Origin of the sequence: Streptomyces sp. NPDC012508, from assembly GCF_042902595.1 — a bacterium.
Lineage (GTDB): Bacteria > Actinomycetota > Actinomycetes > Streptomycetales > Streptomycetaceae > Streptomyces.
Map to the genome: position 1 here is coordinate 320,324 of NZ_JBIBEO010000002.1, position 17,355 is coordinate 337,678.

The window sequence follows — 17,355 nt, forward strand, 5'->3', positions numbered from 1 at the left end:
AAGTCGCCGCCTCCGCTCCCGCCTCCGCCCTCGATCCCGCCTCCGCTCCCGCCTCCGCGATGCCCGACCTGACCAGCGCGAACCGCCGGGCGCCCATGGCGGGCCTGCCCGACTGGAGCAAGGCCGGATACCGAGGGGGCTCCGCGCTCCCCGGCCCCGCCGAAGCCAACCCCGACGCGGCCTGTCACATCACGGCGCAGGAGCTCGCCTCCCAGTACGGCGTGCGCACCGACGGCAGCGACGCCACGGCGGGCCTCCAGCGGGCCGTCGACGCGATCAGGACCAGCTGCACCCCGTCGGCCGGCTACACCAAGCTGTCCTCGATCACCCTGCCGGCCGGCCGGATCGTCATCACGCGCCAACTCGCCCTGGACGCCGACTACATGGTGCTCCGCGGTATGGGCATGGGGCAGACCACGCTCGCTTTCCGGCCCGACGCCGTCACCCGGTACGACACCCTCACCGCCGACGGCAGTGACTGGGACGAGGACGGGATGACCCACGGAGCCGGAAAGGGCGGCTGGACCTGGCCCGGCCGCGGCCTGCTCCGCGTCCAGACGCGCGAGGTCTCTCCGAAGTACGCGAGCGACCACGCCTCCGCGCCGGCCAACCGCAAGGACATCTTCGAAGGCAGCGTCAACCAGCACTGGGCGAGCGGGGTCGCCCTGCGCGAGGGCTCGGCGCTCGGCTCCACGCAGATCAGGCTCGCCACCAACGCCGACATGGCGCGCTTCAAGGTCGGCGCCCATCTCTGGGTCGGCGCGGCGAACTCGGCGAAGTTCTACCAGCAGCAGACGGTCGGCGACTCGTCCAAGTACGTGAACCAGCATATGCCGCAGCAGATCTTCCAGATCGCCGCCGTGGACGCCGCCGGCAAGGACCTGACGCTCGACAAGCCGCTCGAGTACGACCTGCCGCTCAACTCGACGTCCGACGGCTCGCCCGCGATCGGCGGAACCGTCTACCCGAGCCGCGTCACTCCCCTCAAGGTGGTCCAGGGTGTCGGCATCGAGGACCTCGGCATCACCCAGGAACTCGACGGAATGCCCAAGCTGGGAGTACGACGTCACACCGGACGACGCCAGGACGAACTTCGGCAACATCGCCCCGGAGTACGCACAGCACGGCATCGTCCTGAAGTGGGCCGCCGACGTCTGGATCCGGCGGGTCGGGACCCGGATGACCGGCTCCCACGCGGTCGTCACCGAGAGCGCCAAGAACATCCAGGTGCAGGAGTCGTCCTTCGACGGTTCCCACGAGGACGGACACCTCCGGCTCACTCTTCCTGAAGTCGACCGGTGCCCCGGGCCCCGGCGACACCGAGGCGCCGAGCGCCCCGGGCGGGCTGCGGTCCACCGCCACCACGGCGAACAGCGTCTCGCTGGCGTGGAACGCGTCCACGGACGACGTCGCGGTCACCGGGTACGACGTCTTCCGGGGCGGTACGAAGGTCGGGAGCACCTCGTCGACCGCGTACACCGACACCGGGCTCACGGCCTCGACGTCGTACGGCTACACCGGCACGGCACGGGACGCGGCGGGGAACGTCTCCGCCGCGAGCAACTCCCTCGGCGTGACCACCGAGTCGGGAGGCGGCGGTGGGCCGGTCGTCGACGTGTCCACGGCCGCGCAGTTGCGGAGCGCGCTGGCGAACGCCCAGCCGGGGCAGACGATCCGGCTGGCCGCAGGCGAGTACAGGGGCTCGTTCGTGACGCAGAAGGCGGGCACGGCTTCCGCGCCGATCACGTTGACCGGCCCGTCGAGCGCCGTGCTCGTCAACGACGGCCCGTCGGGTACGGCCCCGTCCTGCCCGGCTCCGACGGGCGGCTGGGATTCCGGCTACGGGCTGTGGCTGTACGGCGCCCCGTACTGGAAGCTGAACGGCTTCACGGTGAAGGAGTCGAAGAAAGGCGTGATCCTCGACAACTCCCCGCATGTGACGATGGACGGGCTGTCCGTGCACCATGTCGACGAGGAAGCGGTGCACTTCCGGCGGTCCTCGGCCGACGGCGTCATCAAGAACTCGACGATCACCCACACGGGTCTGGTCCAGGCCGGTTACGGCGAGGCGGTCTACATCGGCTCGGCCGGCTCCAACTGGAGCTGCCACGGCAACCAGGGCGGTGTGGACCGCTCGGACCGTGTGCAGGTGCTGAACAACATCGGCCCGTCGGTCGCGGCGGAGCACATCGACATCAAGGAGGGCACCTTCGACGGGGTGATCCGCGGGAACACCTTCGACGGGACCGGGATCAGCGGCTCCTACTCGGCCGATTCGTGGGTGGACGCCAAAGGCGTCGGCTATCTGATCGAGACAACACCGGGACGTTCTCCTCGCCCGGCACGTTCGCGAACGGGTACGAGACCCACAACCCGTCGACCACCCCGTCGTTCCTGAACGGCTGCGGCAATGTGTGGCGCGGCAACCGCTCGGACCTGGGTGGTGTGGGTGCGTACGCCGTCAAGATCAGCTCGACGTCGAAGTGCACCGCCGACCCGAACGTCGTGTACGGGTCCAACACGGTGACGAACGCCCGCAGCGGCCTGACGAACGTCCCCGTCACGCCCTGAGTGTCGGGTGGGCCGGTTACGACGCTTCCACCGCCGCCTTGATGCGGCGGCCGAACGCGTCGGCGTCCTTGCGGGCGGCTCCGAGGGCGATGCCGACGAGGAGCTTGCCGAGTCCGTGGCCCTCCAGGACGTTGAAGATCCTGACCCGCGTTCCGCCTTCCGGGAGGGGCTCGAGGTCGTAGCCGCCCTGGGCGGCCGTCACGATGTTCTTCGAGATCTCGGCCCAGCGAATCCGGTGCGGTGCGTCGAACTCGGTGATGCGGAACTCGCGCGCCGTCTTCATCCCGGCGTCCTTCACCGTGCTGCGGAAAACGGTGCCCACGGCCGTCGGCGTGTCGGGGACGCGCTCGATCCTCTGCACGCGGGGGCTGAACTTCGGGTCGTTGCGGCCGTCGGCGAGGAACGCGAAGACCTCGTCGATGGGACGGTTCACGTCCGTCGTCGCCTCGAACTGTCCGGACATGAGCCCACTCCCTGGTGTCTTCGCCGCCTGTCGGCGAGCGTACGGGAAGGGATCCCGCCCCGCGCTCCGGAACCGCCGGGCGAGTGAGGCCTGTCGATGCGCGGACCGGATGGCGCCTGCCGGGTGACGCCCGATCAGCGTGCCGTCCACCGGATGCGAGGCGGACGGACCGCGGCGCAGAGCGGCATGCCGCAGGCGTCGGTGAGACCGAGGCGGGCTTCGGCCGAGCCTCGCTCGACGACCTCGGTGGGGAGGTCGTCGAGGAAGAGTTTGGCCCGGCGGAACATCGTGAACGCTCCCCCGGGCGGCACCTCGCCCCAGGTGAGGTAGAGGAAGCGTGCGCCGCGCCGGCCGTGGACGTACGGGCCGCGGAAGTCCAGCGTCCCGTCCGGTGCGAGCAGCGTCTCGACGGTGAACTCCCATGCCGCTTCGGCCGCGTCCGCCGGCACGGCGCCTTCCGGCTCGCGCCCGCGCTGCACCGCGACATGGACGTCCTGGTAGTCGCCGCAGGCACGTCCGGGCAGCTCGCCGCCGACGATGCGCAGAGACAGCGCCGTCCTGTCGCTCACTCCGTGCCCACCAGGCCGGCCCCGGAGAGGTCCCGGGGCCCCTCCCGGTCCGCCGCGCTGTGGTGTCACCATCGGCTCTCGACCTCCCGCGCTCATCGTAGGGCACGCCCGTCGAGGCGATGATCATCGATCGTCATGCGCGAAGGAGGGGGAGGGGTGTGCCCGAGCACTGCGGGCGGGGGGACGAGGAGGTGTACTCACTCCTTGCCACTCTCAACTTATAGCGCACAGGGGGGCTTGCGGCAAGGCCCCGGTCATCCCGCACAATCGCCCATCTAGGCCAGCCACCTGCGGATATAGGAGATTCACCCAGTGCGTGTGACCGCCCTGACCACCAGTGCGTTCGATCTTCCCGGCCACCTTTCCTCCAAGGCCGACGCGGCCCTCATCGGCCGCGACGAGCAGCACTTCGTGGCGATCGCGGAGAGCCTGGAGCAGACGATCGCCGAACTGTCCGAGCGCCTCGACGCCACGCGCAGGGCGCCCGGTGGCGTCGGCCGCGAGGCGATGGACCGGGACGCCGAGATCCACCGGCTGACCAACCGCCTGCGCACCCTGCGCCGCTTCGGTCTCGACCTGTGCCTCGGCCACGTCGTCGCCGCGGACGACCCCGATCCCGTGTACATCGGACGCCTCGGCCTCACCGACAGCGAGGGGCGCCGACTGCTGCTCGACTGGCGTTCCCCCGCGGCCGAGCCGTTCTTCGCGGCGACGCACGCCGACCCGATGGGTCTGGCGAGCCGCCGCCGGTACCGCTGGTCCCACGGCCGGATCAGCGACTACTGGGACGAGGTGTTCACCGCCGACGGGCTCGAAGGGCACGCCGCGCTCGACGACCAGTCCGCCTTCATCGCCAGCCTGGGCGCGACCCGGTCGCCACGGATGCGTGACGTGCTGGCCACGATCCAGGCGGACCAGGACGCCATCATCCGGGCGGGATCGCGCGGCGCGCTCGTCGTCGACGGCGGTCCCGGTACGGGCAAGACGGTCGTGGCCCTCCACCGGACCGCCCACCTCCTCTACTCCGACCCGCGTCTCGGTCATCGCCGCGGCGGCGTGCTGTTCGTCGGTCCGCACCAGCCGTACCTCGCCTACGTCGAGGACGTGCTTCCCAGCCTCGGTGAGGAAGGTGTGCAGACCTGCACCGTGCGGGACCTCGTCGCAGAGGGGGCCGTGGCGGCGGCCGAGGCCGACCCGGAGGTGGCCCGTCTGAAGTCCTCCGCGGACATGGTGAAGGCGATCGAGAAGGCCGTCAGGTTCTACGAGGAGCCGCCCACGGAGGGAATGGACGTCACGACCGACTGGGGCGACTTCTGGCTGAGCGCCGACGACTGGGCCGAGGCGTTCGCGGCACCGGATCCGGGCACCCCGCACAACGAGGCGCGGGACCTGATCTGGGCGGAGCTGGCCACGATCCTGCTGGCCAAGCTGGACGGGGACGTCTCGCCCGAGGTGTTCGAGAGGTCGCTCCGCAACGACAGGGAGCTGGCCGACACCCTCCATGGCGCGTGGCCGCTGCTCGAGGCGACCGACCTCGTCGGGGATCTGTGGTCCGTCCCCGCCTACTTGCGCATGTGCGCTCCCTGGCTCGGCGCCGACGACGTCCGGAAGCTGCGGCGCAAGCACGCCCAGGCCTGGACGGTGTCCGACCTGCCGCTGCTGGACGCGGCGCGGCAGCGGCTCGGCGACCCCGAGGCGGCGCGGCGCAAGCGGCAGCACCACGCCGCGGTCTCCGCCGAGCGGGAGCGCATGGCCCGCGTGATCGACGAGATCATCACGACCGCCGACATCGACCAGGCCGGTGACGAGAGCGAGGGCGCGGTGAGGATGCTGCGCGGAAAGGACCTGCAGAACAGCCTGATCGACGAGAGCGCGCTGCCCGGCACGGACCGGGACCTGCTCGCCGGGCCGTTCGCGCACATCGTCGTGGACGAGGCCCAGGAACTGACCGACGCGGAGTGGCAGATGCTGCTCCTGCGCTGCCCGTCCCGGAGCTTCACCATCGTCGGTGACCGTGCGCAGGCCCGGCACGGATTCACCGAGTCGTGGGAGGAGCGGCTGGAGCGGGTCGGGCTCGACCGGATCGAGGTGGCCTCCCTGGGCATCAACTACCGGACGCCCGAGGAGGTCATGGCGGAGGCCGAGCCGGCGATCCGGGCCGAGCTCCCGGACGCCAACGTGCCGACCTCCGTCCGCAGCAGCGGCGTGCCCGTCGTCCACGGATCCGTCGCGGATCGTGACGCGATCCTCGACGAGTGGCTGGCGGCACACGCCGAAGGGACCGCTTGTGTCATCGGCGATCCCGCGTTCCAGGAGACGTCCCGCGTCCGCTCGCTGACCCCTGGGCTGTCGAAGGGTCTCGAGTTCGACCTGGTCGTCCTCGTCGACCCGGAGGCGTTCGGCACGGGAATCGAAGGAGCGGTGGACCGCTATGTCGCGATGACCCGGGCGACCCAGCGGCTGGTCGTCCTGACGAGCTCCTGAGCCGGCCTGACCCGCGCCTGATCCGCGCCTCGGGAGGGTGTCGACGGCGCCGGGCCGGGCCGGGCGCGGTGAGTCTCCAGGCATGACGGTCAGGGCGTCGGCCCCGCGGTGCGCGGGACCGGCGCCCTCTGCCGTGGCACTGCCTCTGGCCTGCGCGGATCCCCGCGTGATCCGTCGCACAGACCGGCCGGTAGGGGTACGCCCGCGTGCTAGCGTCCGCGAGCGTGACATCCGCCCTCCGCGGGCCCGGGCCCGCCTCCCCGACGGGTCCGCCCGGCCCCTGCCCGTACGGTGGGGCGATCGGCACCGCCCTCTCCCCGAGCCCGCTGCCTGATGCGATCGACCCGATCGCTTCGGTCGACCGGATCCCGCTGCTCGATCTGTTCGGTGAGGACTTCGTCTCCGACCCCTACCCCTGGCTGGACGCGCTGCGGACCGAGGCCCCGGTCCATCACGACGCCGCCACCGGACTGTGGCTGGTCAGCCGGTACGAGGACATCCGCCGGGTGCTGCTCGATCCGGAGGCGTTCCGGCCGGACAACGCCCAGCACGCGGTCACCCCGCTGACTGTTCCCGCGCTCCGGCTGCTCGCCCGCGCGGGGTTCCGGCTCAGGCCGGCCCTGGCCAACAACGCCACCGAGAGCCACGCCGGCCTGCGCCGCGTGGTCACGCGGTTCTTCAACGCCCAGCGGGTCGCGGCGGCGGTGCCGGTGATCGGGCACGTCGCTGGCGAACTCCTGGACGCCGTACGGGCGGAGCTCGACGAACGGGGTCACAGCGACCTCTTCGGCGCGTTCGCGCACACCCTGCCCTGCCGGGTCATGATGGAGCTCCTGGGGATCGACGGTCTCGACCCGGTGACTCTCGTGCGCTGGAGCGACGCTTCGCTGGAGCTCTTCTACGGGCGGCCGTCGCCGGAGCGGCAGCTCGAACTCGCCGTGCTCGTCGGCGAGTTCCACCAGTGGCTGACGTCGGTCGTCGCCGACCGGGCGGCCACGCCGGACAGCTTCGTCGGAGCGCTCTCCCGTCACCGTCTGCCGGACGGCGAGACGGTGGACGTGCAGACGGCGGTCGGGGCGTGCTTCTTCGTGTTCATCGCCGGGCAGTCCACCACCGGCCAGCTCATCGCCACGGTGCTGCGCACCGCGCTCGCCGAACCCGGGCTGTGGCGGCGCCTGGCGCACGAGGAGGGCCTCGCCGAGGCGTGGGTCGAGGAGGTGCTGCGCCGCGAGCCGCCGGTGACGACCTGGCGCCGGGTGACGGCGGGACCGGTGGAGCTGGGTGGCGTACGGCTCCCCGGCGGCGCCGAGTTGCTGCTGATGCTCATGGGAAGCGGCTCCGACACGGAGGTCTTCGACGCCCCGGACCGGCTGCTCCCCTCCCGTGCCAACGTCCGCCACCACCTGTCCTTCGGGGCGGGCCGGCACCGCTGTCCGGGCGCGTCCCTGGCGCGTACGGAGGCCGCGGTCGCCCTCAAGGCGGCGGCAGGCCGTCTCCCGGACCTCCACCTCACCCCGGGTGCGCCGCCTCCGCCCGTCCTGGACCTTCTCTCGTTCCGCGCGCCGCTGGAGGTGCGGGTGAGCGACGGCCTGCCCACCGGGGCCTGAGGCCCGGTGGGTCAGACGGACAGCCGGGCGCAGCGGCGGCAGGCGCGGGCCGAGGAGGCGGTCAGGGCGTGGGAGGCCGCGGCGAGAGTGCACGCCAGGGCGATCAGGGGCCATTGGGCCGTCATGAAGGCGGCGACGGCCAGCGAGAGGGCGGCCAGCGCCATGGACACCGTGGCCGTCGTGCCCGTCCAGGCGACGAGGAGCGGGAGTCGGTGCGGCGTGGGCAGGCGGCGGGCGGTGGTTCCCGTGGCCGCGAGTGCGGTCGCGGCGAGCAGGGCGGCGACGCCCGCGACGGCGGCCAACAGCTGGGCCGTGCGCGGCAGTAGCCCGTCGTGCCCGGTCCCCGCGGCGACGAGGGTGTACCAGCAGGCGAGGAGCAGCGGGGCCGCGAGGACGACGGATCGGGCGGTGTGGCGGGCCTGGGCGATCGTCAGTTCGCGCTGGAAGGCGGGCGCGAGCTCGGCGGGCGTGCCGAACTCCCGTACGGCCTCGCGGACCGCGTCCTCGTAGGGCGTTCCTTCGCGGGCGTACGCCTCCGTGGTGTCGGCCAGTCCGCCGCGCACCTCCTCGACGAGGCGCGCCGTCGTACGTGGCGGGCCGTGCAGAGCGCTCCGCAGCTCCGCGACGTAGGCGTCGATCGGGTCCCTGGAGTCGTTCGGGTCGGTCGGGTCGGTCGGGTCCGTGAAGTCCGTCGCGTCCGTGTGAGCCCTCATGTCGCGGGCCTGGGCGGGACGGCGGGGTTGAGCACCGAGCCGATCGCCGCCGTGAACTCGCGCCAGGCCGCCCGCTCCCCCGCGAGGGCGCCGCGCCCGGCGTCGGTGAGTTCGTAGCAGCGCCGGCGGCGTTCGCCGACCGCGTCCCAGCTGCTGCTCAGCAGCCCGACGCGCTCCAGCCGGTTGAGCGCCGGGTAGATCGTGCCCGTGCGCAGGTCGAGCACTCCTCCACTGCGCTGCTGCACCGCAGCGATGATCGCGTACCCGTGCAACGGCCCCGGCTCCAGCACGGCCAGCAGCAGTCCGTCGAGGTGCCCTCGCACCGCATCCGCCCTCATAGGTAGGCAGCCTACTCAATAGAGAGGTAGACATGCTATCTATTGGCAGCCAACATATAGCTCACCGGCTGGAGGGGCTCGCAGTGACCAAGCTGCTGCTGTCCATACACGTACTCGCGGCGATTCTGGTGGTCGGACCGATCACCGTGGCCGCCTCACTGTTCCCCCGCTACGCACGGCAGACCTCCTCGGTCGCCGCGCTGCTGCACCGGATCTGCCGGGGCTACGCCGTCGCGGGCATCGCCGTTCCGGTCTTCGGGCTGGCCACGGCGATCCAGCTCGGGGTGCTCACCGACGTCTGGCTGCTCACCTCGCTGGTGCTGACCGCGATCGCCGCGGCCGTCCTGATCCTCGCGATCCTCCCCGGCCAGCGGCGGATGCTCGACGGGGCCTTCGCCGCGGGGAGCGCCGACGACGGAGCCGCGCGTGCGACGGCGGCCCGGCTGGCGATGCTCACGGGCATCTTCAACGTCCTGTGGGCGGTCGTCGTGGTCCTCATGATCGTCCGGCCCGGCTCGACCACGGGGGCGTGACGACGGTGCGCGTCCTTCGGCTCGCGGCCGCCGCGGAGGCGGCCTCCCTGGTGCTCCTCCTGGCCAACCTGCTCACCACGCACACGCCCGCGATCTCGTCGCTGGTCGGACCGCTGCACGGCACCGCCTATCTCGTCACCGTCGCGGCGGCCTGGCCCGCCCCCGGCGCCTCCGCGTCGGGCGCCCGCCGGCTGGCCTTCATCCCCGGGGTCGGCGGACTGCTCGCGCTCCGCCGGCTCCGGGGCGGCCACCAAGGCGTGTAGGCGGGCATGGTGTTGGCTGGCAGGCGACACCATGCCCGCGCCGTCCGTACGAGGAGTCGACATGCGCCCCGCCGACCAGCCGCCGCCCACGCCCGCGGCCTCTCCCACGCCCCACCGCAACGCGCGGCCGCCGACCGCCCAGGCCTCCCTCGGCGTCGGTGTCGTGGTGACCGACGGGGCCGGTCGGGTGCTTCTCGGTCTGCATCCCGGCGGGACGTGGGAGCTGCCGGGCGGGAAGGTCGACCCGGGCGAGTCCATCGAGTCGGCGGCCGTTCGTGAACTCGCCGAGGAGACCACGCTTGTGGCCGGCGTGGCGGACGTGGAGATCATCGGGATCCTGCTGGACTCACTGACCTCGACGGAGCTCACCCGGTTGACGGCGGTGGCGGTGGTACGGGACGTCAGCGGCACCCCGGCCGTCGCGGAACCGGACAAGATCCGGCGCTGGGAGTGGACCGCACTCGACGACCTCCCCCAGCCCCTCTTCGCGCCGTCCGCCCAGGCGCTCAGGACGTGGCGTCCTGAACTGCCCATCGAGGAGGGGCCGTTCCACCGCTATCACGTGGTGCGCGAACGCTGACGGATCACACCTCGGCGATCAGCGCATACCGCTCGTCGTCCACTCTCCTCCCCCACAGGTCGCCGTCCGCGTCTCCGTCGAGGGGTTCCACACGGAGGCGGGCGACGAGCGGGCTGACGGCCGCGGCCAAGTCCTCGGCGCCGATGCCGCCGTTCCACGGCAGTGTGTCGGCTCCGGCGACATACGGCTCACCGCTCCGGCCCGACTCCCGCCAGCGCCCCTCGACGAGGACGAGCCGCCCGCCCGGCCGCAGGCGGCTCACCCATGCGCGCAGCGCGGCCTCGGGGTCGGGCAGGGTCCACAGAAGATGCCGGGACAGCGCGACGTCGAAGCGCTCGTCACCGGTCGGCGGCGCCATCGCGTCACCGGACAGGAACCGGCCTTCGAGGCCGGCGGAGGCGAGCTTCGCGTGTGCCCGTTCCACCATCGCCGGCGCGAGGTCGAAGCCCGTCACCCGATGCCCTGCCGTGGCGAGGAGCAGGGCGAGTGAACCGGTCCCGCATCCGATGTCGAGGACGTCGGACGGCGCGGGCGGGATCCATGTCTCGAGTCGCCGGGCCCAGGCGGCGCGGGTGGGGCCGGCGCGCAGTCCGTGGTCCGGTTCGTCGTCGAAGGTCGCGGCGGCGGCATCCCAGTAGGCGGCGATCGCCGCTGTGCGGTCGGTCATCCGACGATCGTGGCAGCCGCCACTGACAGTGGACCGGACGCCGGGGGGCCGCATACGGAGGGCCCGTTACGGACCCTAGTCGCGGAATTGAATAGGTACGGTGTTGAATACCGTCGAGGCGTGCCGCTCGGGGCCCGCCGCCGCACGGAGGAGCGAGAGGCCCATGCACACCGGCCCGTACACGCGCTATGTCGCCCTGGGCGACAGTCAGACCGAAGGCCTTGGGGACGGCGACGACATCACCGGCCTGCGCGGCTGCGCCGACCGGCTCGCCGAGCTGATGGCGGCGACCAGCCCCGGACTGTCCTACGCCAACCTGGCCGTACGGGGCAGTCTCGCGGGGCAGGTGCACGCCGAGCAACTCGGCCCCGCGCTCGCGCTGCGGCCGGATGTGGCCACCGTGGTCGCAGGGATGAACGACCTGCTCAGGCCCCGGTTCGACGCGGACGAGGTGGCCGGTCATCTGGAGGCGATGTTCGCCCGGCTCACCGCCCAGGGCGCACGGGTGGCGACGGTGACGTTCCCGGACACGGGGCGGGTCATCCCGCTCGCCCGGCCGCTGGGCTCGCGCGTCCTCGCGCTCAACGAGCGCATCCGTGAGGCGGCGGCGCGGCACGGCGTGGCAGTCGCCGAGACCTTCGCCCATCCGGTGGTGACGGACTCCCGGCTGTGGAGCCCGGACCGCCTGCACGCCAGTCCCCTCGGGCATGAGCGGATCGCCGCGGCGGTGGCCCACGCGCTCGGCCTTCCCGGCAGCGACGACGCCTGGACCCGTCCGCTGCCCGCGGGCCAGGGGCCTGCGCCGTCCGGCGTGCGCCGGGCGCTCGACGAGGCGCGGTGGGTCGCGGGCTTCCTCGGCCCGTGGATCGGAAGGCGCCTGCGCGGCCGCTCCTCAGGGGAGGGCCGCACGGCGAAGCGTCCCGAACTGGTGCCGGTCCTGGCCGGGTGAGGGACGGCGGGTGCCGTCCGGCTCGCTCGGCGCGGGGGGGCGTCAGGAGTCCGAGCGGTCGGCCTTCGCCGCCTTCTCGGCCTGCTTCTCCTTGATACGGACCGCTTCCTTGCGGACCTCGGCCTGCGTGGCGCGCTCCTTCTGGAGCCACTCGGGGTCTTCCGCCTTCAGCGCCTCGATCTGCTCGGTGGTGAGGGCCTCGGTGATACCGCCACGCGCCAGTCCGGAGATGGAGATGCCGAGCTTCGCCGCGATCACCGGACGCGGGTGGGGGCCGTTGCGGCGGAGCTCGCGGAGCCACTCGGGCGGGTCGGTCTGCAGGGTGTTCAGCTCGGTGCGCGAGACGACACCCTCCTGGAACTCGGCGGGGGTGGCCTCGAGGTACACACCCAGCTTCTTCGCCGCGGTCGCGGGCTTCATCGTCTGGGCGGTCTGGTGCGACGTCATGGTGTCAAGGGTATCGAGCGTGTGAGCTACCTCTGACCACGACCGGTAACCTGGCGGGGTGACTGGCCAGGAAGAACCCTCCTCGTTCCGGCTCGCGTACGTACCGGGAGTGACGCCCACGAAGTGGGTGCGGGTCTGGAACGAGCGCCTGCCGGACGTCCCGCTGACCCTCGTCCAGGTGCCGGCCGCCGAAGCGTACGAGCTGCTGCGGACCGGCGGCGCGGACGCGGGCCTCGTGCGCCTGCCCGTCGACCGTACGGATCTCAGCGCGATCCCCCTCTACACCGAGACGACCGTCGTCGTGGTTCCGAAGGACCATGTCGTGGCGGCGGTCGAGGAGGTCTCGCCCGAGGAGCTGGCGGACGAGATCGTGCTGCACCCGCTCGACGACACCCTCGACTGGGAGCGACCGCCGGGCAGGCCGGCGCTGGAGCGCCCGGAGACGACGGCGGACGCGATCGAGCTCGTCGCGGCGGGCGTGGGGCTGCTCGCGGTCCCGCAGTCGCTCGCGCGCCTGCACCACCGCAAGGACCTCACCTACCGGCCCCTCTCGGACACGCCCGAGTCGCGGGTCGCGCTGTCCTGGCCGCAGGCCGAGCCGACTCCGGACCTGGTGGAGGAGTTCATCGGGATCGTCCGCGGGCGGACCGTCAACAGCACCCGCGGCCGTGGCGCGACCCCGCCGCAGGCCAAGGCCAAGGCGAAGCGTCCGGAGAAGAGCGGCAGGCCTGCGGACAAGAGTCCTCGGAGCGGTTCCGGTGGTGCTAAGGGGCTCAAGGGCGCCAAGGGCGCGAAGAGCGTCAAGCGCGGCAGCAAGCCCGGCAAGCCCCGTCGCAGGTCGTAGATTTCACCGTCGTACGCCCAGGAGCGCCACGGCGATCCGGTGTTGGACAGGGGAGCCCGTGGGCTGATCTTCTGACGGCATGACCGACGACACCTACGCCCGGCGGACCGTGCTCCGAGGCGCCGCCATAGGCACGGCCTTACCGCTTCTGCCGGCCGTGGCCCACGCCCGCGCCCCCTCCGCGGCCACCGCCACCGCCGCCACTCAGGCACCCGCCGAGACCGTCGCGCACGGCTCGACGTCGCTGCGGTGGCTGGGCACGTCCGGCTGGCGGATCGACGTCGGCGGGCGGACGGTGCTCTTCGACCCGTATCTCACCCGCTTCAAGACCGGCCTCTTCGACGGTGTCTTCAACCCGGCCACGCAGATCGCGGACACCGATCCCACGTTCGTACGGGAGTTCGCCGGGCGTCCGGAGCTGATCCTCGTCAGCCACTCCCACTGGGACCACATCGCCGACGTCCCCTACCTCGCGAAGACGACCGGCGCCCGTGTCGTGGGAACGGAGACGACCTTCCATCTGCTGGTGGCCTTCGGTGTGGATCCGCTCCAGATCTCCGTGGCCAAGGGCGGCGAGGTGCTCGACTTCGGCGGCGGCCTCACGGTGGAGGTGGTGGCGAGCCTGCACAGCCGTAACAAGAAGCACTCCTACTTCGCACCGGGCACGCTCACGGCGCCCCCCGCCGCTGCCCCGGCGACCATCTCCGACCTGCCCGAGGGCGACACGCTCGCCTTTCAGGTCACGGCCGGCTCCGGCGGGCCCGCCCTGTTCCTCATGGGCGCCAGCGACTTCGCCGAGCGGGCGGCCGAGGGGCTACGTCCCGACGTGGCGATGGTCGCGGTCCCCTCCAGCTCCGCGACCCACCGTTACGTGCCCCGGCTGCTGCGCACCCTTGGCCTCCCGCCGGTGATCGTCCCGGTCCACTGGGACAACTTCGAGACGCCGCTGCGCGAGCCCGTGGTCCCCGACCCGACGATGGACCTGTCCGGGCTGATCGGCCAGGTCCGTCGGGAGTCGCCCGCGAGCCGTGTCGTCGTGCCCGACTACCGGACCGTGTACGGAGCTGACATGCGGCCGCGCCGCTGACACCTCGCGCGCGGCGGGCCGGCCGGCGGGACAGCGGCTAGGGACGCGCCGTCGCCCCCGGCGGGTGGCCGGGGGCGACGGCGGTCGGCGTACGTGCGTCGAACGGAGCGGGTCACATGGGGGTCACCAGGCGACCGGCAGGCGTTCGGGGATGCGCTTCATGAAGCGGGTGCGCCAGACGAGTTGGTCGAGCGGCACCGCGAGGTGCAGGTCGGGCATCCGGTCGAGCAGGACCTCCAGGGCGATCTCGGTGTGCCGCTTTCCGAGTGCGGTGGCCGGGCAGTAGTGACCGCCGCCGCCGAAGGAGAGGTGGGTGCCGGCGTTCGGCCGGTCGATGTCCACGGTGTGCGGGTCGGGGAAGACCGCCGGGTCGGTGTTGGCGGCCTCCACGAGAACGAGGAGGAGTTCCCCCTTGCGTACGTCGACGTCTCCGAGGGTGACGTCTTCGAGGGCGAGGCGCGGAAGCCCGTCTGCGATGGAGAGGTTGACCCGGAGCAGCTCGTCCACGGCGGCGGGGATCCGTTCCGGCTCCTTGCGGAGCCGCTCCCAGCCGTCGGGGTTCTGGAGCAGGGAGAAGATCGCCATGGTGAGGAACCCCATGGTGGAGATCACGCCCGCGCCGAAGAAGGTGACGCCGACCGTGGCCAGCATCTCGTCGGTCAGATGGGCGTAGTCGGGATTGCCGCGCAGGGCGGCGAGTTCGGCCATGAGGCCTGTGGTCGCCGGGTCGTCCAGGCGCTCGACCATGTAGGCGATGTCGCGGTCCCAGTTGAGCCGGGCGCCGGTGACGGGGCAGGCCGAGTTCATGAACGCGATGTCCAGGCTGGCGGCGAGGCGCGGTGCGTCGGACTCGGGTATGCCGAGGATCCGGCAGTGCAGGTGTTCCGCGTACGGGCCGGCGAACCGACCGCGGAGGTCCACGGGCGGTCCGTACGCGAGGAGTTCGTCGACGAGCTCGGAGGCGTGGCGGCGCATCCATTCGGTGAGGCCGTCGGCCTTGGGGTTGATGGCCTTGAGGACGGCCTTGCGGAGCCCCGCGCCGGTGATGTTCCCCATGTTGTTGACCACCTCGGGCGGGATGGTCAGCGCGTACTGCCGGGGCACTCCGGGAGCGGAGGTGTCCTTGAGCGAGAACCTCGGGTCTTCGAGGACCTGCTTGCAGAGCGCGTAGGAGGAGACGAGCCAGGCCTCGTCGCCGGCGATCGTACGGACCCGCTTGACCGGCTCGGCGCGCAGGGACTCGATCTCCGGCGGCAGACGGTCGCCACGGGCGGAGAACGGGAAGTCGATCAGCGTGTCAGTGGTCATCGTGGTCTCCGAGGATCGCGGTGACGATGGCGTGGCCCTGGTTGCGGGAGGCGCGCAGTCCGGAGCCCCGTGAGTAGAGGAGTTCGGCCATCGGCAGGAGCTGGTGGTAGCAGTTGAGGGAGGAGGGGACACCGAGGATCGCGGGGGTGTCCAGGAAGAGCGGTGCCTCGGCGCAGATGTACTGGAGACAGACCTCGCGCTGGCGGGCGGTGGGTGCCTGTCCTTCGAGGACCTTGGAGGAGAGGAAGGCCGAGACGAGCTTGTCGCACGTGGCGAGGAACTCGGCGTCGGTGGCGAGCAGATCGTCCAGGTGTTTGCGCAGATGCCGGTAGGCGGGGATGTCGAGGAGCGCCGACATGGGGCGTCCTCGGAGCCGTTCGCCGCCGGGGTCGGTGGCGGCGACGGCGTTGTTGACCTTGGCGCGTACGCCGCGGAGGTTCTTGACCGTCTTGCGGCGGGCCTCGTCCGGCGGGTAGCCGAGGGCCTCGTACATGTCGTCGACGTGCAGGTCGGTGTAGATGAGGTCGACCTGCTCGAAGTTGCGGAGTCCCCAGGCGGCGAGGTCGGCCACCCTCTGGGCGGAGAAGTAGCCGTTGCCCGGGGAGATGCCGATGACCGCGTGGGCGCCTTCGGTGTGGATCACTTGGCAGTGCTGCGTGTACGGCTGGACCTTGAAGCTGTCGGTCGCTGTCGTCAAGTGAAGAGATGTCCTTCGTCGCCGCTAGTCCCGTGGGGGCCGTGTGCCCCTGGTGTGGCGGCGACGGCATGAAGTTACCGGCGATCCCCGGAGAGTGACGATTCTGATCGCGAGGTGGCGTGAAATTGCCTTTACGTGACGGAAATTGATCCGCTACCCCGGGTAAGAGCAGCGGATTCCGGCCATCGATCTCGCGGGTTGGACGCTCAGCTCGACTCGCGGCGCACCAGTGCCGTGGGCAGGATGACCGCCGACGGCTCCTCACCGGCTATGCGGGCCAGGAGCATCCGGACCATCTCGGTGCTGATGCGGTCCCAGGGCTGCCGGATCGTGGTGAGCGGCGGGCGGGAGGAGAGCGCGGCCGGTGAGTCGTCGAAGCCGCCCACGGCGACGTCCTCGGGAACCCTGCGGCCGGCACGGTCGAGGGCGTCGAGGACGCCCTGGGCCATCAGGTCCGAGGCCACGAAGACGGCGTCGATGTCCGGGGCACGCTGCAGGAGCAGGGCGGCGGCGCGCTCGCCGCTCGCCCGGCTGTAGTCGCCGGTGGCGATCAGCGCGTCGTCGGCGGGCAGGCCGTGCTCGGCCAGCGTCTCGCGGTATCCGGCGAGACGCTCGACGCCGCCCGGGGTGTCCAGGGGGCCGGTGACGGTGGCGATCCGGCGGCGCCCCGTCTCATACAGATGGCGCACCATGTCCCGGGCGCCGTCCCGGTCGTCCGCCGCGACATAGCCGATCTTGGCGGTCTGGCCGAGCGGCTTGCCGCAGGCCACGACCGGGACGCCCGCCGCGTGCAGCTGGGCGACCACGGGATCGCCGGAATGGCTGGAAACCAGCAGGACTCCGTCGACATGACCGGCCTCGATGTAACGCAGATTGCGCCGTCGTTCGTCCTCCGTTCCCGCGATCATCAACAGCAGCGGGATGTCCTGCGCGGCGAGCGCCTGCGTACAGGCTCGCAGCAGCACATTGAAGTTCGGGTCCTCGAAGAACCGTTCCTGAGGCTCGGTCAGCAGGAACGCCACCGAGTCGGACCTACCGGTGATCAGCGAGCGGGCGTGCCGGTTCACGACGTAACCCGTCCTGCGGATCGCGGCGTCGACGGCCGCCTTGGCGGTGGGGCTGACGTAGTGCCCGCCGTTGAGGACGCGCGAGACCGTGCCGCGCGAGACGCCCGCCTCGCGCGCCACGTCGTGGATGGTGGCCGGGCGGCGCCTGCCCGCTGGAATGCTCATGCT

General features: G+C 71.8%; 20 protein-coding genes and 1 pseudogene. 12 read left to right on the forward strand and 9 right to left on the reverse strand.

The genetic code is table 11. The features are described 5' to 3' along the window. Positions 1-59: 59 nt before the first annotated feature. From ACFY8U_RS07475 to ACFY8U_RS07490, 4 genes and pseudogenes are all read left to right on the forward strand, one after another. On the forward strand, positions 60-1,289 hold the full coding sequence (locus ACFY8U_RS07475) for a hypothetical protein (protein ID WP_389566920.1): 1,230 nt from the start codon (positions 60-62) through the stop codon (positions 1,287-1,289). A gap of 92 nt (positions 1,290-1,381) precedes the next feature. Next, positions 1,382-1,489, forward strand: a pseudogene (locus ACFY8U_RS07480) (hypothetical protein); the annotation flags it as partial. A gap of 84 nt (positions 1,490-1,573) precedes the next feature. Continuing rightward, on the forward strand, positions 1,574-2,398 hold the full coding sequence (locus ACFY8U_RS07485; RefSeq protein WP_389566923.1) for a right-handed parallel beta-helix repeat-containing protein: 825 nt from the start codon (positions 1,574-1,576) through the stop codon (positions 2,396-2,398). Between the two features lie 47 nt (positions 2,399-2,445). Next, complete coding sequence (locus tag ACFY8U_RS07490; protein WP_389566926.1) at positions 2,446-2,571, forward strand: hypothetical protein; 126 nt, start codon at positions 2,446-2,448, stop codon at positions 2,569-2,571. 16 nt (positions 2,572-2,587) lie between these two features. On the opposite strand, the gene ACFY8U_RS07495 is transcribed toward ACFY8U_RS07490, so the two are convergent. Together ACFY8U_RS07495 and ACFY8U_RS07500 are read right to left on the reverse strand one after the other, a co-directional pair. After that, the gene (locus tag ACFY8U_RS07495; RefSeq protein ID WP_389566928.1) at positions 2,588-3,034 is read right to left on the reverse strand and encodes an SRPBCC family protein; all 447 of its coding nucleotides are present in this window, start codon (positions 3,032-3,034) and stop codon (positions 2,588-2,590) included. A gap of 134 nt (positions 3,035-3,168) precedes the next feature. Next, a complete protein-coding gene (locus ACFY8U_RS07500) occupies positions 3,169-3,603 on the reverse strand; it encodes a DUF5990 family protein (protein WP_389566931.1) in 435 nt (144 codons plus the stop codon). Between the two features lie 318 nt (positions 3,604-3,921). On the opposite strand from ACFY8U_RS07500, the gene helR reads away from it, so the two are divergent. Together helR and ACFY8U_RS07510 are read left to right on the forward strand one after the other, a co-directional pair. Then, the gene (gene helR / locus ACFY8U_RS07505; RefSeq protein ID WP_389568254.1) at positions 3,922-6,087 is read left to right on the forward strand and encodes an RNA polymerase recycling motor ATPase HelR; all 2,166 of its coding nucleotides are present in this window, start codon (positions 3,922-3,924) and stop codon (positions 6,085-6,087) included. A 224-nt stretch (positions 6,088-6,311) separates the two neighbouring features. Further along, positions 6,312-7,694: a cytochrome P450 gene (locus ACFY8U_RS07510; RefSeq protein ID WP_389566934.1), complete on the forward strand. Its 1,383-nt coding sequence runs from the start codon at positions 6,312-6,314 to the stop codon at positions 7,692-7,694. Positions 7,695-7,705: 11 nt separating this feature from the next. Here the strand turns inward: ACFY8U_RS07510 and ACFY8U_RS07515 are convergent, their stop codons facing one another. Together ACFY8U_RS07515 and ACFY8U_RS07520 are read right to left on the reverse strand one after the other, a co-directional pair. Continuing rightward, complete coding sequence (locus ACFY8U_RS07515) at positions 7,706-8,407, reverse strand: permease prefix domain 1-containing protein (protein WP_389566937.1); 702 nt, start codon at positions 8,405-8,407, stop codon at positions 7,706-7,708. Further along, positions 8,404-8,745 (reverse strand): helix-turn-helix transcriptional regulator, encoded by a 342-nt coding sequence (locus ACFY8U_RS07520; protein ID WP_361445700.1) that lies wholly within the window; start codon positions 8,743-8,745, stop codon positions 8,404-8,406. Before ACFY8U_RS07520 ends, ACFY8U_RS07515 begins: the two co-directional genes overlap by 4 nt. Before the next feature lie 83 nt (positions 8,746-8,828). Between ACFY8U_RS07520 and ACFY8U_RS07525 the strand changes: the two genes are divergently transcribed. The 3 genes from ACFY8U_RS07525 (at position 8,829) to ACFY8U_RS07535 (ending at position 10,121) form a co-directional block, all read left to right on the forward strand. Beyond that, entirely contained in the window at positions 8,829-9,278 is a 450-nt protein-coding gene (locus tag ACFY8U_RS07525) for a DUF2269 family protein (RefSeq protein ID WP_389566939.1), read from the forward strand. Continuing rightward, positions 9,275-9,541, forward strand: a complete 267-nt coding sequence (locus tag ACFY8U_RS07530; RefSeq protein ID WP_389566942.1) for a DUF3817 domain-containing protein — start codon at positions 9,275-9,277, stop codon at positions 9,539-9,541. The genes ACFY8U_RS07525 and ACFY8U_RS07530 overlap by 4 nt, the downstream gene beginning before the upstream one ends. Positions 9,542-9,602: 61 nt before the next feature. Next, positions 9,603-10,121 (forward strand): NUDIX hydrolase, encoded by a 519-nt coding sequence (locus ACFY8U_RS07535; protein WP_389566945.1) that lies wholly within the window; start codon positions 9,603-9,605, stop codon positions 10,119-10,121. Between the two features lie 4 nt (positions 10,122-10,125). Here the strand turns inward: ACFY8U_RS07535 and ACFY8U_RS07540 are convergent, their stop codons facing one another. Next, positions 10,126-10,788 carry a class I SAM-dependent methyltransferase gene (locus ACFY8U_RS07540; protein WP_389566948.1) on the reverse strand — a complete coding sequence of 221 codons (663 nt, stop codon included), beginning with the start codon at positions 10,786-10,788 and terminating at the stop codon, positions 10,126-10,128. A 163-nt stretch (positions 10,789-10,951) separates the two neighbouring features. On the opposite strand from ACFY8U_RS07540, the gene ACFY8U_RS07545 reads away from it, so the two are divergent. Continuing rightward, positions 10,952-11,737, forward strand: coding sequence for an SGNH/GDSL hydrolase family protein (locus tag ACFY8U_RS07545; RefSeq protein ID WP_389566951.1), 786 nt, complete (start codon positions 10,952-10,954; stop codon positions 11,735-11,737). A 42-nt stretch (positions 11,738-11,779) separates the two neighbouring features. Here ACFY8U_RS07545 and ACFY8U_RS07550 read toward each other — a convergent pair whose 3' ends face one another. Further along, the gene (locus ACFY8U_RS07550; protein ID WP_361445713.1) at positions 11,780-12,184 is read right to left on the reverse strand and encodes a DUF5997 family protein; all 405 of its coding nucleotides are present in this window, start codon (positions 12,182-12,184) and stop codon (positions 11,780-11,782) included. A 58-nt stretch (positions 12,185-12,242) separates the two neighbouring features. Between ACFY8U_RS07550 and ACFY8U_RS07555 the strand changes: the two genes are divergently transcribed. Further along, a complete protein-coding gene (locus ACFY8U_RS07555; protein WP_389566954.1) occupies positions 12,243-13,028 on the forward strand; it encodes a LysR family transcriptional regulator substrate-binding protein in 786 nt (261 codons plus the stop codon). Positions 13,029-13,107: 79 nt separating this feature from the next. Beyond that, positions 13,108-14,115, forward strand: coding sequence for an MBL fold metallo-hydrolase (locus tag ACFY8U_RS07560; RefSeq protein WP_389566957.1), 1,008 nt, complete (start codon positions 13,108-13,110; stop codon positions 14,113-14,115). Between the two features lie 123 nt (positions 14,116-14,238). Here the strand turns inward: ACFY8U_RS07560 and ACFY8U_RS07565 are convergent, their stop codons facing one another. The 3 genes from ACFY8U_RS07565 to ACFY8U_RS07575 all read right to left on the reverse strand — a co-directional run bounded on the left by ACFY8U_RS07565 (position 14,239) and on the right by ACFY8U_RS07575 (position 17,352). After that, positions 14,239-15,423 (reverse strand): cytochrome P450, encoded by a 1,185-nt coding sequence (locus tag ACFY8U_RS07565; protein WP_389566960.1) that lies wholly within the window; start codon positions 15,421-15,423, stop codon positions 14,239-14,241. Further along, on the reverse strand, positions 15,413-16,120 hold the full coding sequence (locus ACFY8U_RS07570) for a tRNA-dependent cyclodipeptide synthase (protein ID WP_361606117.1): 708 nt from the start codon (positions 16,118-16,120) through the stop codon (positions 15,413-15,415). Before ACFY8U_RS07570 ends, ACFY8U_RS07565 begins: the two co-directional genes overlap by 11 nt. A gap of 206 nt (positions 16,121-16,326) precedes the next feature. Next, positions 16,327-17,352 (reverse strand): LacI family DNA-binding transcriptional regulator, encoded by a 1,026-nt coding sequence (locus tag ACFY8U_RS07575; RefSeq protein WP_389566964.1) that lies wholly within the window; start codon positions 17,350-17,352, stop codon positions 16,327-16,329. Between the last annotated feature and the right edge of the window lie 3 nt (positions 17,353-17,355).

Excerpts from the sequence above, each read along its gene's own strand:
- ACFY8U_RS07475 (WP_389566920.1), top strand. The coding sequence starts at position 60 with ATGCCCGACCTGACCAGCGCGAACCGCCGGGCGCCCATGGCGGGCCTG.
- ACFY8U_RS07495 (WP_389566928.1), bottom strand. The coding sequence starts at position 3,034 with ATGTCCGGACAGTTCGAGGCGACGACGGACGTGAACCGTCCCATCGAC.
- ACFY8U_RS07515 (WP_389566937.1), bottom strand. The coding sequence starts at position 8,407 with ATGAGGGCTCACACGGACGCGACGGACTTCACGGACCCGACCGACCCG.
- ACFY8U_RS07520 (WP_361445700.1), bottom strand. The coding sequence starts at position 8,745 with ATGAGGGCGGATGCGGTGCGAGGGCACCTCGACGGACTGCTGCTGGCC.
- ACFY8U_RS07535 (WP_389566945.1), top strand. The coding sequence starts at position 9,603 with ATGCGCCCCGCCGACCAGCCGCCGCCCACGCCCGCGGCCTCTCCCACG.
- ACFY8U_RS07540 (WP_389566948.1), bottom strand. The coding sequence starts at position 10,788 with ATGACCGACCGCACAGCGGCGATCGCCGCCTACTGGGATGCCGCCGCC.
- ACFY8U_RS07545 (WP_389566951.1), top strand. The coding sequence starts at position 10,952 with ATGCACACCGGCCCGTACACGCGCTATGTCGCCCTGGGCGACAGTCAG.
- ACFY8U_RS07550 (WP_361445713.1), bottom strand. The coding sequence starts at position 12,184 with ATGACGTCGCACCAGACCGCCCAGACGATGAAGCCCGCGACCGCGGCG.
- ACFY8U_RS07560 (WP_389566957.1), top strand. The coding sequence starts at position 13,108 with ATGACCGACGACACCTACGCCCGGCGGACCGTGCTCCGAGGCGCCGCC.
- ACFY8U_RS07565 (WP_389566960.1), bottom strand. The coding sequence starts at position 15,423 with ATGACCACTGACACGCTGATCGACTTCCCGTTCTCCGCCCGTGGCGAC.
- ACFY8U_RS07575 (WP_389566964.1), bottom strand. The coding sequence starts at position 17,352 with ATGAGCATTCCAGCGGGCAGGCGCCGCCCGGCCACCATCCACGACGTG.